This window comes from Streptomyces sp. WI03-4A, from assembly GCF_033792105.1.
Classification (GTDB): Bacteria; Actinomycetota; Actinomycetes; order Streptomycetales; family Streptomycetaceae; genus Streptomyces; species Streptomyces collinus_A.
Window position 1 is genome coordinate 122,632 of record NZ_JARAUO010000021.1, and the last position, 16,237, is coordinate 138,868.

The window sequence follows — 16,237 nt, forward strand, 5'->3', positions numbered from 1 at the left end:
CGCGCGGGGGCCGTGTGCGCGGGGGCGGGACCGGCCCGACACGTCCGGCACACCCGGCTCAACCCGCGTAAAAGGGCGGGGCCCCGGACCAAAGTCCGGGGCCCCGCCCTAGATGAACGCTGCCGACGCCCTTGTCGTACTAGTGCTCGATACTCAGTTGTCGTCCTCGTCGATCAGGAACCCACGCATCGGCGAGGGCGCCTGGCCCATCGGGGACGGACCCTGCGGACGGACCGGAGCCATCGGCTGGGTCATCGCCGGGGTCATCTGCTGCTGGCCGCCGTAGGACGGGGCGGACGGCGCGGACGGGCCGCCCATCCCCTGGTTGCCGCCGTAGGACGGGGCACTCGCGCCGGCCGGAGCCATGGAGGGCGCCGGGGACGGCGGGAGGGACGCGGTGGCCGGAGTACGCGGCGGCGCCAGGGAGTCGTCGGCCTGGGTCTCCAGCTGACGCAGCTGGGACTCGAGGTACGACTTCAGACGCGTGCGGTACTCGCGCTCGAAGCCGCGCAGGTCCTCGACCTTGCGCTCCAGCGTGGCGCGAGCGGACTCCAGGGAGCCCATCGCGACGCGGTGCTTCTCCTGCGCGTCCCGCTCCAGGGCGTCGGCCTTGGCACGGGCGTCACGCTCCAGACCCTCGGCGCGGCTGCGGGCCTCGCCGACGATCTTGTTGGCCTCGGAGCGGGCCTCGGCGATCGCCTGGTCGGCGGTCTGCTGGGCCAGCGAGAGGACACGCGCGGCGCTGTCGCCACCGGGACCCTGACCGGGGCCGCCCATCGGACCGCCCATGGGGCCGCCCATCGGGCCACCCATCTGCTGCTGCATGGGCGGCTGACCGCCCATGGGGCCCTGGCCCATCGGACCCTGACCCATCGGGCCCTGACCCATGGGGCCCTGACCCATCGGACCCTGACCCATCGGGCCGGGACCCTGCGGGCCGCCCTGGCTGCTGGGGCCGGCCGGCAGCTGCGGGGCACCGCTCGGCAGCTGGGGCGGGCCACCCATGGGGCCACCCATCTGCTGCTGCGGCGGGCCCGATATGCCGGCGGGCACCGGTGCGCCGGGACCTCGCATGCCCTGCTGCTGAGGGTGCGACTGGTCCTGCTCCGGAGGCTTGCGCATGTTCTGCTGGTTCTGGGCAGCAGCGCGCGTGGCCGCGGCCAGTTTGGCGCGCAGGTCCTCGTTCTCGCGGAGCAGACGGGTCAGCTCGGCTTCGACCTCGTCGAGGAAGGCATCGACCTCGTCCTCGTCATAGCCTTCTCGGAGGCGGACGGTCGTGAACTGCTTGTTCCGCACGTCCTCGGGGGTCAACGGCATCTCTTCACCTCAACGTAGTCATCGGCAGTCGGCAAGACCGTATCGTCCATCCTCATCACACGAATCTCTGTGCGACGGAGATGAGGATCCAGACGATGATCATCAGTACGAAGAAGGACAGGTCGAGCGCCACGCCCCCGAGACGCAGCGGCGGGATGAACCGCCGCAGAAGCTTCAGCGGTGGATCGGTGACAGTGTAGGTGGCCTCCAGGATGACCACCATCGCCTTGCCGGGTTGCCACGAGCGGGCGAACTGGAAGACGTAGTCCATGACCAGCCGGAAGATCAGCACGACGAGGAACACCATCAGCGCGATGTAGATCACCTGCGCGAACACGCTCATGGTCTGACTTTCCCTCTCCCCTGTTCCGTGCCTTGTCCGGTGGTACGTCTCAGCTCTGGTTGAAGAACCCGCCCTCTGCGATGCGGGCCTTGTCCTCCGCCGTGACATCGACGTTAGCAGGCGACAACAGGAACACCTTCTGCGTCACCCGCTCGATGCTGCCGTGAAGACCAAACACCAAACCGGCCGCAAAGTCGACAAGTCGCTTGGCGTCTGTGTCATCCATCTCAGTGAGATTCATGATCACCGGGGTGCCCTCACGGAAGTGTTCCCCGATGGTACGGGCCTCGTTGTAGGTCCGGGGGTGAAGCGTGGTGATCCGGTACGGCTCTCGTTCGGACACGACCTTGGGCATGATCACCGGCGCGTTCTTCTCCAGGGACTGACGTTCTTGTGTGATGGATGCCACGGGCGCGATGCGCGCCGGACGGCTGGATTCCGCGGCGAGCGCGGTCGACCGGGCCACCGGCTCGCGCGGCGCGGGCGGTTGCACGATTCGCACCTCTTCGTCCCTTTGGGACTGGTGCGCGCCATGCGACTGGTGTGACGGTTCATGCCGTCGGTGTTCCCGCTCGGGCTCCGGGTCCAGCTCGGGCTCGAAGTCGTCGTCGGGGTCGAATCCACGGCCGTCGTACCCATCGTCCTCCACGAGGCCGAGGTAGACCGCCATCTTGCGCATCGCGCCGGCCATGCTCTGAGTCCTCCGCTCTGTGGTGGATCGGGTGACGACTGCCAAGTGCCCGCGATCCACGGGGTCGTTGCGCCCACCTGGGCGGGCATTGACCATATTTTCTGCTGTGGTCCGACTTCTTGGCGACGTTACCCGAGCCTGGGTCGGACTCCGAGTACCGCAGTGCCGACGCGCACATGTGTCGCTCCGGCGGCCACGGCCTGTTCGAGGTCCGCACTCATCCCTGCGGACACCATGGTTGCAGCCGGATGGGTCCGGCGCAGGTCGGTCGACAAATCCATGAGCCGCCCGAACGCCGCCTGTTCGCGTCCCGCGTATTCCCCGGTGAGCGGAGCGACGGTCATCAGACCGTCGAGCCGGAGCCCGGGAGCCTCGGCCACGAGCCGGGCCAACTCCTCGATCCCGCCGGGCGCGACGCCTCCGCGCTCGCCCCGCTCGCGCTCGCCCGCGTCGAGCGCGACCTGGACCAGACAGCCCACCTCGCGCCCGGTCCGCACGGCCTCCTTCGACAGCGCGGTCACCAGCCGGTCCCGGTCGATGGACTGCACCACATCGGCATAACCCACCACGGAACGGACTTTGTTGGTCTGCAACTGACCGACAAAGTGCCACCTCAGGGGCAGATCCGCGCACGCGGCGGCCTTCGGGGCGGCGTCCTGGTCCCGGTTCTCGGCCACGTGACGCACCCCGAGCTCCGACAGGATCCGCACATCGCTCGCCGGGTAGGTCTTGGTGACCACGATCAGGGTCACCTCGTCCCGCTCGCGCCCGGCCGCCGCACAGGCGGCGGCGATGCGCTGCTCCACTTTCGCCAGGTTCGCGGCGAGTTCGGTCTTACGTTCCGTCATGCCCCATCAGTCCAGCCAGACGTAACCGGCGAGCCGCCCGGTGGTGCGGTCGCGCCGGTAGGAGAAGTGGTCGCCCGACTCCAGCGTGCACGCCGGAGACTGCGCCCGGTCGGCCACCCCGAGCCGTTCGAGCTGGGCGTGCACGCCGGCGCCCACGTCGACCGCGGGTGTGCCCCAGCTCGTCTCGGCGTGCGCCGCCGGCTCGACGGCGGCCACCTCGGCGCGCATCGCCTCCGGCACCTCGTAGCACCGGCCGCACACGGCGGGGCCGGTGCGGGCGACGATCCGGCCCGGCTCGGCGCCGAGTTCCGTCATGGCCCGTACGGCGGCGGGAACGACCCCCTTGATCATGCCGGGCCGCCCGGCGTGCGCGGCGGCCACGACACCGGCGACCGGGTCGGCCAGCAGGACCGGTACGCAGTCGGCGGTGAGGACCGCAAGGGCGAGCCCCCGGCGGGTGGTGACGAGGGCGTCGACCTCCGGTACGGGCTGCGCGCCCCAGGGCGCGTCCACGACGGCCACGCCGGCGCCGTGCACCTGGTTCATCCAGACGACGAGACCGGGATCGAGCCCGAGCGTCTTCGCCGCCAGCTCCCGGTTCGAGCGCACCGACCCGGGATCGTCGCCGACCGCTCCGCCGAGGTTGAGCTCCTCATACGGAGCGGCGCTCACCCCGCCCCACCGGTCGGTGAAGGCGAAGTGCGCGCCGCTCACGCTCTCGCGCTGTCCTATCACTTCAGGAAGTCCGGCACGTCCAGCTCCTCGGCCGCGCTGTCCGAGTAGGTCCGCGGCGACGGCGGGACCGGCGGGGCCACCGGGATCTCGGCGACCGGCTCGGGCGCCGGCTCCGGCTCCTCCTTCGGCGTCACGCTGCCGAGCGAGCCGAAGGTCGGGCGGCTCTCCGGCTGCCGGGCCGGAGCGGGCTCCTCGCGGCGGGCCGGGGCCGGCGAGGAGGAGGCCGAGCCGAGGACGTTGTCCCGGCGGGCCGGCGGCTGGCCGCCGTCGAACCCGGCCGCGATCACGGTGACCCGGACCTCGTCGCCGAGGGCGTCGTCGATGACGGCGCCGAAGATGATGTTGGCCTCGGGATGGGCCGCCTCGCTGACCAGCTGGGCCGCCTCGTTGATCTCGAACAGGCCGAGGTCCGAACCGCCGGAGATGGAGAGCAGCACGCCCCGGGCGCCGTCGATGGACGCCTCCAGCAGGGGCGAGGAGATCGCCATCTCGGCGGCGGCCACCGCGCGGTCGTCGCCGCGGGCCGAGCCGATGCCCATCAGGGCGGAACCCGCCTCGGACATGACCGACTTGACGTCGGCGAAGTCGAGGTTGATCAGGCCGGGGGTGGTGATGAGGTCGGTGATGCCCTGGACACCGGAGAGCAGGACCTGGTCGGCCGACTTGAAGGCGTCCAGGACCGAGACCTGGCGGTCCGAGATGGACAGCAGTCGGTCGTTCGGGATGACGATGAGGGTGTCGACCTCCTCGCGCAGCTCGGCGATGCCGTCCTCGGCCTGGTTCGCGCGGCGCCGTCCCTCGAAGGTGAACGGGCGCGTGACCACGCCGATGGTGAGGGCGCCCAGCGAGCGCGCGATGTTGGCCACGACCGGCGCCCCGCCGGTGCCGGTGCCGCCGCCTTCACCGGCCGTCACGAAGACCATGTCGGCCCCCTTGAGGACCTCCTCGATCTCCTCGCGGTGGTCCTCGGCCGCCTTGCGGCCGACGGCCGGGTTGGCTCCGGCGCCGAGTCCGCGGGTGAGTTCACGGCCGACGTCGAGCTTCACGTCGGCGTCGCTCATCAACAGCGCCTGTGCGTCGGTGTTGATGGCGATGAACTCGACGCCCTTGAGACCGACCTCGATCATCCGGTTGATGGCATTGACACCACCGCCGCCGACACCGATGACCTTGATGACTGCGAGGTAGTTCTGCGGTGCTGCCACGTCGAAGGCCTCTCGCCTCGAATTACGTTGTCGCCGCCGGGCGGTTCCCCGCACCGGGACGACTGATGCCGAATGGGACGGTCCGAACGCCGACCCGAACCCTAACCCTGAAGTTTAGGGTTACCAGTGTGTCTGTTCCCTGGAGTCTTCTGAACAGGACACTAAGTCGACAAGTGGCGCCCGTTCAACGAACACGCCGAACCTCCCGTTTTTCTTTTCACCCTATGTGATCAGCCATAGCAGTGCCCAACCAGGGTGCTGGCCTGCGCTGATGTGCGTCAACTCCCCGATGACGCAGGGGCGGTGGGCACGCTGACATCGAAGTGCCGTGCGCCGGGAGCTGCTTTCATGAGTGCTGTGAGGGCTCGTGCCTTGGCGCGGCCGCCCTCGCCACTGCCCCACGCGACCGAGCGCCCGTCGCCCAACTCCAGTGAGATGTCGTCGTAGGAGCGGACTTTGACGGTCCGGGTCTGCCGCGCCACCGCGGCGGGCAGGTCGCCGCCGACCCGTACCGCCTCGCGCACCAGCCGATCGGTGCCGAAACGCCGGAAGCTCGCGGCGCCGGGGCCGGAACGGGAGGCGGTCAATTCCAGGACCGGAACGCCTTTCGGCGCCTGCGAAACCGTGGCGAACCGGACACCGTCGTCGTCGACTTCCACAAACGTCCCGGCTTTTCGGACAAGGAGCACCGGGGTACGTTCGGTCACTTTCAGGCCGATTCCGTGCGGCCAGGAACGGACGACGTCGACGGTGTCGATCCGGGGCAGTTTCCGGCGGAGCCGGGCCTCGACGGCCTCCGTGTCGACGGAGACCAACGGCGCCCCGACCGGCACGGAGGCGGCCTCGCGCACGTCGGCGGGGGTCAGCATCCGCGTGCCGGAGACCGAGACGCGCTCCAGGCGCAGCCACGAGGAGCCGTACAGCAGCCACGCGCAGCCGCCCGCGAGGAGCACCAGCAGGCCGGCCAGGACGACGAGGGCGCGGAGGCGGCGTGTGCCCCATCGCCGCGCGGGCGGTGGGCCGGACGACTCCTGCTGGCGGTCACCGCGCTCGGCGGTCGTCGGTCCGGCCACGCTCACAGCCCTTTCGTCATACGGTCCTAACGGCGTGAGGCGATCGCCTCGTACACCATGCCGACGAGCAGTTCGTCGGCGTCCCGGCGGCCGAACTCACCGGCGGCACGGGACATCTCGTACAGCCGGTGCGGGTCGGCGAGCACGGGCAGGACGGTCTGCTGCACCCACTCCGGGGTGAGTTCCGCGTCGTCGACCAGGAGTCCGCCGCCGGCCTTGACCACCGGCTGGGCGTTCAGTCGCTGTTCGCCGTTGCCGATGGGCAGCGGGACGTAGGCGGCCGGGAGACCCACGGCGGAGAGTTCGGCGACGGTCATCGCGCCCGCGCGGCAGAGCATCATGTCGGCCGCGGCGTACGCGAGGTCCATCCGGTCCAGGTAACTTACCGGGATGTAGGGAGGCATTCCCGGCATCTGCTGCACCTGCGGCAGTTCGTTCTTCGGACCGACCGCGTGCAGGATCTGGATGCCGGCCTGCTGGAGCCACGGAGCGACCTGCTGGACGACCTCGTTGAGGCGCCGTGCGCCCTGCGAGCCGCCCGAGACGAGCAGCGTGGGCAGGTTGGGGTCGAGGCCGAAGCGGGCGCGGGCCTCGGGGCGGACGGCGGCGCGGTCCAGGGTGGCGATGGAGCGGCGCAGCGGGATGCCGATGTAGCGGGCGTCGCGCAGCTTGCTGTCCGGGGTGGAGACGGCGACCCGGGCCGCGTACCGCGAGCCGATCTTGTTGGCCAGGCCCGGGCGGGCGTTGGCCTCGTGGATCACGATGGGCACGCCGAGGCGCTTGGCGGCCAGGTAGCCGGGCAGGGCGACGTAGCCGCCGAAGCCGACCACGCAGTCCGCCTTGGTGCGCTCCAGGATCTGCTCGGCCGCCTTGATGGTCCCGCGCAGCCGGCCCGGGACGGTGATCAGCTCGGGCGTGGGCTTGCGGGGCAGCGGCACGGCGGGGATCAGCGCCAGCTCGTAGCCGCGCTCCGGGACGAGTCGGGTCTCAAGCCCGCGTTCCGTGCCCAGGGCCGTGATGCCCACGGTCGGGTCCTGCCTGCGCAGGGCGTCCGCGAGGGCGAGCGCGGGCTCGATGTGGCCGGCGGTCCCCCCACCAGCGAGTACGACATGCACCGAAATTCACCGCTCTCCGGACGTACGCGCCACCGAGGCGCGCCGTCGCATCGTGTTCCATCTCCGAGGCCCCCGATCCATCCTGGCGCCTCCAGCCCGCTTTCTACCAAAGCGAGGTTGCCTCATCGCAAGCGCCGCCCGCGCAGCGGGCTCGTCGCGTGCGAAGGCGATCAGCAGCCCGATGGCGAACATGGTCGGCAGCAGGGCGGACCCTCCGTAGGAGAACAGCGGGAGGGGGACGCCGGCGATCGGCAGCAGGCCGAGCACCGCACCGATGTTGATCACCGCCTGAGCGGTGATCCACGTGGTCACGCCTCCCGCGGCGTACCTCACGAAGGGGTCCTCCGTGCATCCGGCCACGCGGATACCCGCATAGCCTAGAGCCGCGAACAGGGCGAGTACCGACAGCGTCCCCGCCAGGCCCAGTTCCTCACCGGTGACGGCGAAGATGAAGTCGGTGTGCGCTTCTGGCAGTTGGCCCCATTTTTCCACACTCGCACCCAGGCCGGATCCGAAGAGTCCGCCGGAGGCGAGGGCGTAGATGCCGTGCACGGCCTGCCAGCAGTCGGCCACCCCGGCCTTGGGCTCGGTGGCTCCGATGCAGGCCAGCCGGGCCATGCGGTTGGGGCTGGTCTTGATGAGGACCCCGCCGATCAGGGCGGCGATGGTCAGCACCCCGGCGAACAGCCGGGTTGGCGCCCCGGCGAGCCAGAGCAGGCCGAACAGGATCGCGGTGAGGATGATCGCGGTGCCCATGTCGCCGCCGAGCATGATCAGGCCCAGCAGCAGGAAGGCGACCGGGACCAGCGGCACCAGCATGTGCTTCCACTGGGTCAGCAGCTTGCGCTCCTGCTTGCGGGCGATCAGGTCGGCGCCCCACAGGACGAGGGCGAGCTTGCCGAACTCGCTTGGCTGGATCTGGAAGGAGCCGCCGAGGGAGATCCAGTTCTGGTTGCCGTTGATCGACATCCCTATCCCGGGCACCTGCACCAGGGCCATCATGAAGACGGCGCCGGCCAGGATCGGGTAGGCGAGCGCCCGGTGGAGTTTCACCGGCATGCGGGAGGCGGCGAACAGCAGTGCGCCGCCGATGAGCGCGGCGAGGGCCTGTTTGCGGAAGAAGTACGACCCCGGCAGCGAGAGCTGGAGCGCGGTGATCTGGGAGGCCGAGTAGACCATCACCAGGCCCAGCACGGTGATCAGCAGGCTGCCGCCGAGGATCAGGTAGTAGGCGGTCAGCGGGCGGTCCCAGGCCTTGCGTGCCCGTGTGTAGAGCCGCAGCAGGGAGTTCTCGCGCGCGGGCCGGGCGGCGGCGGGACGGCGGGACGCCCGCTGTACGGGCGGCCGGCCGGTACGGCTACCGGGCATCAGCGCCTCCAGTGAACGTCGACCGTCCCACGCGTCCCTCCCAAGATCCGCCCGGCAGGCGGCCGGGTCAGGCGCCGAGTTCGCGGACCGCCTCCGCGAACGCGTCACCGCGCTCGTTGTAGTTGGTGAACATGTCCATGGAGGCGCAGGCCGGGGCCAGCAGCACCGTGTCACCGGGCCGTGCGAGCCGCTTCGCTTCCGTCACCGCCTGGAGCATCGCCCCAGTGTCGGTCCGTTCGAGGTCGACGACGGGTACTTCCGGGGCGTGTCGCGTGAGGGCCTCGCGGATCAGGGCCCGATCGGCGCCGATGAGGACGGCGCCACGCAGCCGCTTCGCGGACCTGGCGACCAGTTCGTCGAAGGTCGCGCCCTTAGCCAGACCACCGGCAATCCATACAATCGGCTCATATGCCGCCAACGAGGCTTCCGCGGCATGGGTGTTGGTCGCCTTGGAGTCGTCGACGTACGCCACACCGTCGATGTCCGCGACGTGCGCGATGCGGTGCGCGTCGGGACGGAAGGCGCGCAGACCGTCGCGGACGGCCGCGGCGGGCACCCCGAAGGCGCGCGCCAGGGCGGCGGCGGCAAGGGCGTTGGCGATGTTGTGCGGGGCCGGCGGTTCGACGTCGGAGACCTCGGCCAGCTCCTGCGCGCTCTTGTACCGGTTCTCCACGAAGGCCCGGTCGACCAGGATGCCGTCCACGACGCCGAGTTGGGACGGGCCCGGGGCGCCGAGGGTGAACCCGATGGCCCGGCAGCCCTCTTCGACGTCGGCCTCGCGCACCAGGTCCTCGGTGCGCGGGTCGGCCGTGTTGTAGACGCAGGCGACCTGGTTGCCCTCGTAGATACGCCCCTTGTCGGCCGCGTAGGCCTCCATGGAGCCGTGCCAGTCGAGGTGGTCCGGGGCGAGGTTCAGCACGGCCGCGGAGTGGGCGCGCAGGGAGGGCGCCCAGTGCAGCTGGTAGCTGGACAGCTCCACGGCGAGCACGTCGTACGGCTCCTCGCCGAGGACCGCGTCCAGCAGCGAGACACCGATGTTGCCGACGGCGGCCGTGCGCAGGCCCGCGGCCCGCAGGATCGAGGCCAGCATCTGCACGGTCGTGGTCTTGCCGTTGGTGCCGGTCACGGCGAGCCAGGGGGCCGCGTCGGGCCCGCGCAGGCGCCAGGCCAGTTCCACGTCGCCCCAGACGGGCACGCCCGCCTCCGCGGCCGCCAGGAAGAGCGGCTTGTCGGGCTTCCAGCCGGGGGCGGTGACGATCAGCTCGGTGCCCTCGGGCAGGGTCGCGCCGTCGCCGAGGCGCACGGTGACACCGAGCGCCTCCAGTTCGGCGGCCTGCTCACGCGCGCGTGCGTCGTCGCCGTCGTTGACGACCGTGACGATCGCGCCGCGCGCGTGCAGCACCCTGGCCGCCGGGACGCCGGAGACACCGAGTCCCGCGACCGTGACGTGCTTGCCCTGGAACTCCGAAAGCCCAGTGGGCACCGAGGAGGTCACTTGTCCGCTGCCCATCCCGCGTAGAAGAGGCCGAGTCCGACGATCACGCAGATTCCCTGGATGATCCAGAAGCGGACCACCACCAGGACCTCGGACCAGCCCTTGAGTTCGAAGTGGTGCTGGAGCGGTGCCATCCGGAAGACGCGTTTGCCGGTGAGCCGGAACGAGCCGACCTGGATGACGACCGACATGGTGATGAGGACGAACAGGCCGCCCATGATGGCCACCAGCAGCTCCGTGCGGGAGAGGATGGCCAGACCGGTGAGCACACCGCCCAGGGCGAGCGAACCCGTGTCCCCCATGAAGATCTTGGCGGGCGAGGTGTTCCACCACAGGAAGCCCAGGCAGGCGCCCATCAGCGCGGACGCGACGACCGCGAGGTCCAGCGGGTCGCGCACCTCGTAGCAGGCGTTCGGGTTCGTCAGGGTCTGCGCGTTGGCGCACGACTCCTGGAACTGCCAGACGCCGATGAACGTGTAGGCGCCGAAGACGAGGACGGAGGCGCCGGTGGCCAGGCCGTCGAGGCCGTCCGTCAGGTTCACGCCGTTCGACATCGCGAGGATCATGAACAGCGCCCAGACCACGAACAGCACCGGGCCGATCGACCAGCCGAAGTCGGTGATGAACGACAGCTTGGTGGACGCCGGGGTGTTGCCGCGGGCGTCGGAGAACATCAGCGACAGCACGGCGAAGCCGATGCCGACGATGAGCTGGCCGGCCATCTTCGCCTTGGCCCGCAGACCCAGTGACCGCCGCTTGACGATCTTGATGTAGTCGTCCAGGAAGCCGACCAGGCCCATGCCGAACATCAGGCCGAGGACCAGCAGACCCGAGTAGGTCGGGGCGTAGCCGGTGATGAGCTTGCTGAGGAAGTACGCCGCGATCGTCGCCAGGATGAAGGCGATGCCGCCCATGGTCGGCGTACCGCGCTTGCTGGCGTGCTCGCGCGGGCCGTCGTCACGGATGTACTGGCCGTAGCCCTTGCGGGCGAGGAGCTTGATCAGCAGCGGGGTGCCGACCAGCGTCAGGAAGAGGCCGATGACTCCCGAGAACAGGATCTGCTTCATCATCGGGCATCGACCCCGCCCTCGACGAGCGCCTGGGCGACGCTCTCGAGCCCCACCGAACGGGAGGCCTTCACGAGTACGACGTCCCCCGGGCGCAACTCGCTGCGCAACAGGTCGACCGCCGCCTGTGCGTCGGACACGTGCACCGACTCCTCACCCCACGAACCCTCGTTATATGCGCCCAGTTGCAGCCAGGAGGCCTCAATCCCCCCGACCGCGACGAGCTTGCTGACGTTGAGCCGGACGGCGAGCCGTCCGACGGCGTCGTGCTCGGCGAGCGCCTCGTCCCCCAGCTCGGCCATCTTGCCGAGCACCGCCCACGTGCGGCGCCCCTTGCCCATGGCCGCGAGCGCCCTGAGGGCGGCCCGCATGGACTCGGGGTTGGCGTTGTAGGCGTCGTTGACGATGGTCACGCCGTCCGGGCGCTCGGTGACCTCCATCCGCCAGCGGGAGAGGGAGCCCGCCTCGGAGAGCGCGAGGGCGATCTCTTCCGCGGACATGCCCAGCTCATGGGCGACGGCGGCCGCGGCGAGCGCGTTCGACACGTGGTGCTCACCGTACAGGCGCATGGTCACATCGCTTGCACCGGAGGGTGTGTGAAGCCTGAAAGCGGGCTGTCCGCTGTCCGTGAGTCGTACGTTCTCGGCGCGTACGTCCGCTTCGGCCGACTCTCCGAAAAGGACCACCTTCGCCTTGGTACGGGAGGCCATGGCGCGCACCAGCGGGTCGTCGGCGTTGAGGATCGCCGCGCCGCCGTCGGCCGCGGCCGGAAGCGCCTCGACGAGTTCGCCCTTGGCCTGGGCGATCTGCTCACGGCCGCCGAACTCGCCGATGTGGGCGGTGCCGACGTTGAGCACCAGGCCGATCCGCGGCGGGGTCAGCTCGGCGAGGTAGCGGATGTGGCCGATGCCGCGGGCGCCCATCTCCAGGACGAGGAAACGGGTTTCCGCGGTCGCCGACAGGGCGGTCAGCGGCAGCCCGATCTCGTTGTTGAGCGAGCCGGGCGTGAAGACGGTGGGCGCCTTGCGCCGGAGCACCTGGGCGATGAGGTCCTTGGTGCTGGTCTTGCCCGCCGAGCCGGTCAGGGCGACGAGGGTCGCGCCGAGCCGGCGTACGACATGGCGGGCGAGGGCGCCGAGCGCGGTCTGGACGTCCTCGACCACGATCGCGGGCACGCCGACGGGCCGGGACGCCAGCACGGCGGCCGCACCGGCCTTGACGACCTCCTGCGCGTAGTCGTGGCCGTCGGCGCGCTCGCCGACGAAGGCCACGAAGAGGCTGCCTTCGCGTACCTCCCGGGAGTCCCGGACGACCGGTCCCGTGACGTGGACGGACGGGTCCGGTATGTCGTGCGTCTGCCCGCCGACGACTTCAGCGATCTCGGCGAGAGAGAGGGCGATCACAAGTTCATCCCTGGGTCTTCTGGATAGCTGCGCGAAGCACCTGGCGGTCGTCGAAGGGACGGACCACGCCGGCGATGTCCTGGCCCTGTTCGTGGCCCTTGCCCGCGACCAGCACGGTGTCGCCGGCCTGGGCGCGGCCCACGGCGGCGGCGATGGCGGCGGCCCGGTCCTCGAACAGGAGCACCTCGCCACGCTCGTGCGCGGGCACGGAGGCCGCGCCCTGGAGCATGGTCGCGAGGATCGCCAGGGGGTCCTCGGAGCGGGGGTTGTCGGAGGTCAGTACGGCCGTGTCGGACAGCCGGGCCGCGGCGGCGCCCATCGGGGCGCGCTTGGTCCGGTCGCGGTCGCCGCCGCAGCCGAGGACCACGTGCAGACGGCCCTTGGTGACCTTGCGCAGTGCCTTGAGCACCGACTCGACCGCGTCGGTCTTGTGGGCGTAGTCGACGACGGCGAGGTAGGGCTGGCCGGCGTCCACGCGCTCCAGGCGGCCGGGGACGCCCGGCACGGCGGCGATGCCGTCGGCGGCGGTCTGCGGGTCGAGACCGGCCACGGCGAGGGCGACGATCGCGGCGAGGGTGTTCGCCACGTTGAAGGGCCCGGCGATCGGCGACCTGGCGTGGACGCGCTGGCCGTCGGGGCCGAGCACGGTGAACGTCGAGTCCATGGGGCCGACCTGGACGTCCTCGGCGCGCCAGTCGGCGTCGGGGTGGCCCTCGGCGGAGAAGGTGACCATCGGGACGGTCGCCTCGGCGGCGAGCCGGCGGCCGTACTCGTCGTCGGTGTTGACGACGCCGAGTCTGCTGCGCTCCGGCGTGAAGAGTTGTGCCTTGGCCCGGAAGTAGTCCTCCATGTCGGAGTGGAACTCCATGTGTTCCGGGCTGAGGTTGGTGAAGACGGCGATGTCGAAGACACAGCCGTCGACCCGGCCGAGGACCAGCGCGTGGCTGGAGACCTCCATGGCGACCGCCTCGACACCGCGTTCGCGCATGACCGCGAACAGGGCCTGCAGGTCGGTGGCCTCGGGGGTGGTGCGCTCGGACTTGATGCGCTCCTCGCCGATGCGCATCTCGACGGTCCCGATGAGACCGGTGGAGCGCGTGGTGCGCAGACCGCCCTCGACCAGGTAGGCGGTGGTGGTCTTGCCGGAGGTGCCGGTGATGCCGATCTGGAGCAGGTCACGGCCCGGACGGCCGTAGATGGTGGCCGCCAGTTCGCCCATCCGCGCACGCGGGTCGTCCACCACCAGGACCGGCAGTCCGGTCGCGGCGGCGCGCTCGGCGCCGGTCGGGTCGGTGAGCACGGCGACCGCGCCGAGGCCGGCGGCCTGGGTGACGAAGTCGGCGCCGTGCAGGCGGGCGCCCGGGAGGGCGGCGTACAGGTCGCCGGGGCGGACGGCGCGCGAGTCGTGGGTGATCCCCGTGACCTCGGCGGCGGCCCCCGGAGCGGCGGCACCCAGCTGATCGGCCAGTTCCGCGAGAGGTGTGGCGGAGACCTGAACCGGTCGCGGCGGTCCCGGATATGTCACGGAAGCGCCCTTCTGGGTGATTTGGGACTGATCAGCGTGTGGCACGGCGGTGAGCGTACCGGGCGCACCCGCTCCGGAGCGAAGTGAGGGGCCAGGGGTGCTGCCCTGGTTCCCGGGGTTCGGGCTGTTCGTCGTCACGAGTGGGTTCCTGGTGGTCGTTCGCGTGTGCTGATCAGGGCTTGTAGTCGACAGGCAGGTTCGCGGGCCTCGCCCCGGTCGGCGGGACCTGGAGGGTCTTCAGGGCGAACTCCATCACCTGCTTGTAGATCGGGCCGCAGATCTGGCCGCCGAAGTAGCTGCCCGACGTGGCGTTCTGGATCGCGCAGTAGACGGTGATCCGCGGGTTGTCCGCGGGTGCGAATCCGGCGAAGGACGAGGTGTAGCCGTGGTAGCGGCCGGTGGCCGGATCCACGCGGTTGGCCGTGCCGGTCTTGCCCGCCACCCGGTACCCGGGGATGCGGGCCTTGATGCCGGTCCCCTGCTCGTCGTCCACGACGGACTCCAGCATCTGGGCGAGGGTCTTCGCGGTCTTAGCGCTGACCACACGGGTCTTCTTGGGCTGCGGGGCCGGTGCGAAACGTCCGTCGGCGCCCTTCGTCCCGCGTACCAGGGTCGGCTCGACGCGGACACCGCCGTTGGCGATCGTCGAGTACACGGAGGCGGCCTGCATGGCGCTGAGCGAGAAGCCCTGGCCGAAAGGAATCGTGTACTGCTGCGACGTGGACCACTTTCCGGCGGGCGCGAGAATGCCCCTGGTCTCGCCGGGGAAGCCGAGGCCGGTGGCGCTGCCGATGCCGAACCTGCGCAGGTACGAGTGGAGGACCTTGTTGGCCTCCGGCTGGGTCCGGCCGAGCTGGCCGGTGGCGAGGATGGTGCCGATGTTGCTGGACTTGGCGAGCACGCCGTTGAGCGTGAGGTACCAGGTGCCGTGGTCGACGTCGTCCTGGAAGAGCCGGTCGCCGCGGTGCAGCCGGTTGGGCACGACGACGTGGGTCAGCGGGGTGGCCGCGTTCCGTTCGAGCACGGCCGCCATCGACATCACCTTGGCGGTGGAGCCGGGCTCGAAGGCGTCCTGGACGGCCGCGTTGCCCATGGCCTCCCCGTCGGCCTTCGACAGGTCGTTGGGGTCGAAGCCGGGCGAGTTGGCCATGGCCAGGATCTCGCCGGTGCGGGTGTCCTGGACGATGACGTAGCCGCGGTCCGCCCTGGACTTCCGCACTTGCTCGGTGATGGCGTTCTGGGCGGCCCACTGGATGTCGCGGTCGATGGTGAGTTCGACGTCGGAGCCGGGTACGGCGGGGGTCTCCGTCGAGCCGGCCGTGGGCACCTCGCGCCCGCCGGACTGGGCGTAGCGCAGCTGGCCGTCCTTGCCGGACAGCCGCTTGTCCAGCTCCTGTTCGATGCCGCCGCCGCCCCGGCCGTCGGCGTTGACCCAGCCCAGTATCCCGGCGGCGAGGTCGCCGTTCGGGTACACGCGCTGGCTGCTCGGGTCGGCGAAGACGCCGGCGAGCACGTTGACCGTGCCCTTGTCGGTCTCGGCCTTCTTGGTGAGCGCGGCCTTCAGGTCCTTGATCTGCTTCCAGACCTGCGGCGTCCGGCGGTTGGCGAGCCGGGTGTAGCGCGAGAGCTTGTTCGCGGGCCTGAGCTTCTTGGCGATCGCCGCCTGGTCCTGGCCGAGGATCGGCGCGAGCAGCGCGGCGGCCCGCTCCGGTCCGTCGCCGATCTTCAGCTGCTCGGCGGTGAACATCGTCGGGTCGGCCGTGATGTCGTAGGCGTCCTCGCTGATGGCGAGGGCCACGCCGTTGCGGTCGGTGATGCCGCCCCGCTCGGCGGCCAGGGTGTGCACGACATAGCGGTTCTGCACGGCCTTGGCCGCGTACGCGGCGGCGTCGACGGCCTGGACCTGGAGCAGCCGTACGACGAAGGCGAGCATCACCAGGGTGAGCGCGAGGCCGACCATGCGCAGCCGGGGCCGCGGGCTGCCGAGCCGGAGGACCGGCGCGGGCGGCGGCCGGTACGCGCTGGGCCGGCGGGCCGGCCGGGCGCCGGGCC

Annotated in this window: 14 protein-coding genes; all 14 read right to left on the reverse strand. The window is 70.8% G+C overall.

Annotation, left to right across the window (positions count from 1 at the left end):
* Positions 1-153: 153 nt before the first annotated feature.
* On the reverse strand, positions 154-1,317 hold the full coding sequence (locus tag PV343_RS21945; RefSeq protein WP_319148661.1) for a DivIVA domain-containing protein: 1,164 nt from the start codon (positions 1,315-1,317) through the stop codon (positions 154-156).
* Positions 1,318-1,372: 55 nt separating this feature from the next.
* Complete coding sequence (locus PV343_RS21950) at positions 1,373-1,660, reverse strand: YggT family protein (protein ID WP_020939476.1); 288 nt, start codon at positions 1,658-1,660, stop codon at positions 1,373-1,375.
* A 49-nt stretch (positions 1,661-1,709) separates the two neighbouring features.
* The gene (locus PV343_RS21955) at positions 1,710-2,351 is read right to left on the reverse strand and encodes a cell division protein SepF (RefSeq protein WP_319148662.1); all 642 of its coding nucleotides are present in this window, start codon (positions 2,349-2,351) and stop codon (positions 1,710-1,712) included.
* A gap of 128 nt (positions 2,352-2,479) precedes the next feature.
* Positions 2,480-3,199: a YggS family pyridoxal phosphate-dependent enzyme gene (locus tag PV343_RS21960; RefSeq protein ID WP_319148663.1), complete on the reverse strand. Its 720-nt coding sequence runs from the start codon at positions 3,197-3,199 to the stop codon at positions 2,480-2,482.
* Positions 3,200-3,205: 6 nt separating this feature from the next.
* Positions 3,206-3,934 (reverse strand): peptidoglycan editing factor PgeF, encoded by a 729-nt coding sequence (gene pgeF / locus PV343_RS21965; protein ID WP_319148664.1) that lies wholly within the window; start codon positions 3,932-3,934, stop codon positions 3,206-3,208.
* Positions 3,931-5,139, reverse strand: a complete 1,209-nt coding sequence (gene ftsZ / locus PV343_RS21970; protein ID WP_319148666.1) for a cell division protein FtsZ — start codon at positions 5,137-5,139, stop codon at positions 3,931-3,933. Before ftsZ ends, pgeF begins: the two co-directional genes overlap by 4 nt.
* A 278-nt stretch (positions 5,140-5,417) precedes the next feature.
* Positions 5,418-6,212: a cell division protein FtsQ/DivIB gene (locus PV343_RS21975; RefSeq protein WP_319148667.1), complete on the reverse strand. Its 795-nt coding sequence runs from the start codon at positions 6,210-6,212 to the stop codon at positions 5,418-5,420.
* Positions 6,213-6,238: 26 nt separating this feature from the next.
* Positions 6,239-7,327, reverse strand: a complete 1,089-nt coding sequence (murG, locus tag PV343_RS21980) for an undecaprenyldiphospho-muramoylpentapeptide beta-N-acetylglucosaminyltransferase (protein ID WP_020939482.1) — start codon at positions 7,325-7,327, stop codon at positions 6,239-6,241.
* 6 nt (positions 7,328-7,333) lie between these two features.
* The gene (gene ftsW / locus PV343_RS21985) at positions 7,334-8,695 is read right to left on the reverse strand and encodes a putative lipid II flippase FtsW (RefSeq protein WP_319148668.1); all 1,362 of its coding nucleotides are present in this window, start codon (positions 8,693-8,695) and stop codon (positions 7,334-7,336) included.
* Between the two features lie 67 nt (positions 8,696-8,762).
* Positions 8,763-10,205, reverse strand: a complete 1,443-nt coding sequence (murD, locus tag PV343_RS21990) for a UDP-N-acetylmuramoyl-L-alanine--D-glutamate ligase (RefSeq protein WP_319148669.1) — start codon at positions 10,203-10,205, stop codon at positions 8,763-8,765.
* Positions 10,187-11,260 carry a phospho-N-acetylmuramoyl-pentapeptide-transferase gene (gene mraY, locus PV343_RS21995; protein ID WP_193384443.1) on the reverse strand — a complete coding sequence of 358 codons (1,074 nt, stop codon included), beginning with the start codon at positions 11,258-11,260 and terminating at the stop codon, positions 10,187-10,189. Before mraY ends, murD begins: the two co-directional genes overlap by 19 nt.
* Positions 11,257-12,660: a UDP-N-acetylmuramoyl-tripeptide--D-alanyl-D-alanine ligase gene (locus PV343_RS22000; protein ID WP_319148670.1), complete on the reverse strand. Its 1,404-nt coding sequence runs from the start codon at positions 12,658-12,660 to the stop codon at positions 11,257-11,259. Before PV343_RS22000 ends, mraY begins: the two co-directional genes overlap by 4 nt.
* 4 nt (positions 12,661-12,664) lie before the next feature.
* Positions 12,665-14,185 carry a UDP-N-acetylmuramoyl-L-alanyl-D-glutamate--2,6-diaminopimelate ligase gene (locus PV343_RS22005; protein WP_401699400.1) on the reverse strand — a complete coding sequence of 507 codons (1,521 nt, stop codon included), beginning with the start codon at positions 14,183-14,185 and terminating at the stop codon, positions 12,665-12,667.
* Between the two features lie 172 nt (positions 14,186-14,357).
* Positions 14,358-16,237, reverse strand: a 1,880-nt coding sequence (locus tag PV343_RS22010) for a penicillin-binding protein 2 (RefSeq protein WP_319148672.1), incomplete at its 5' end; no start/stop codon positions are given.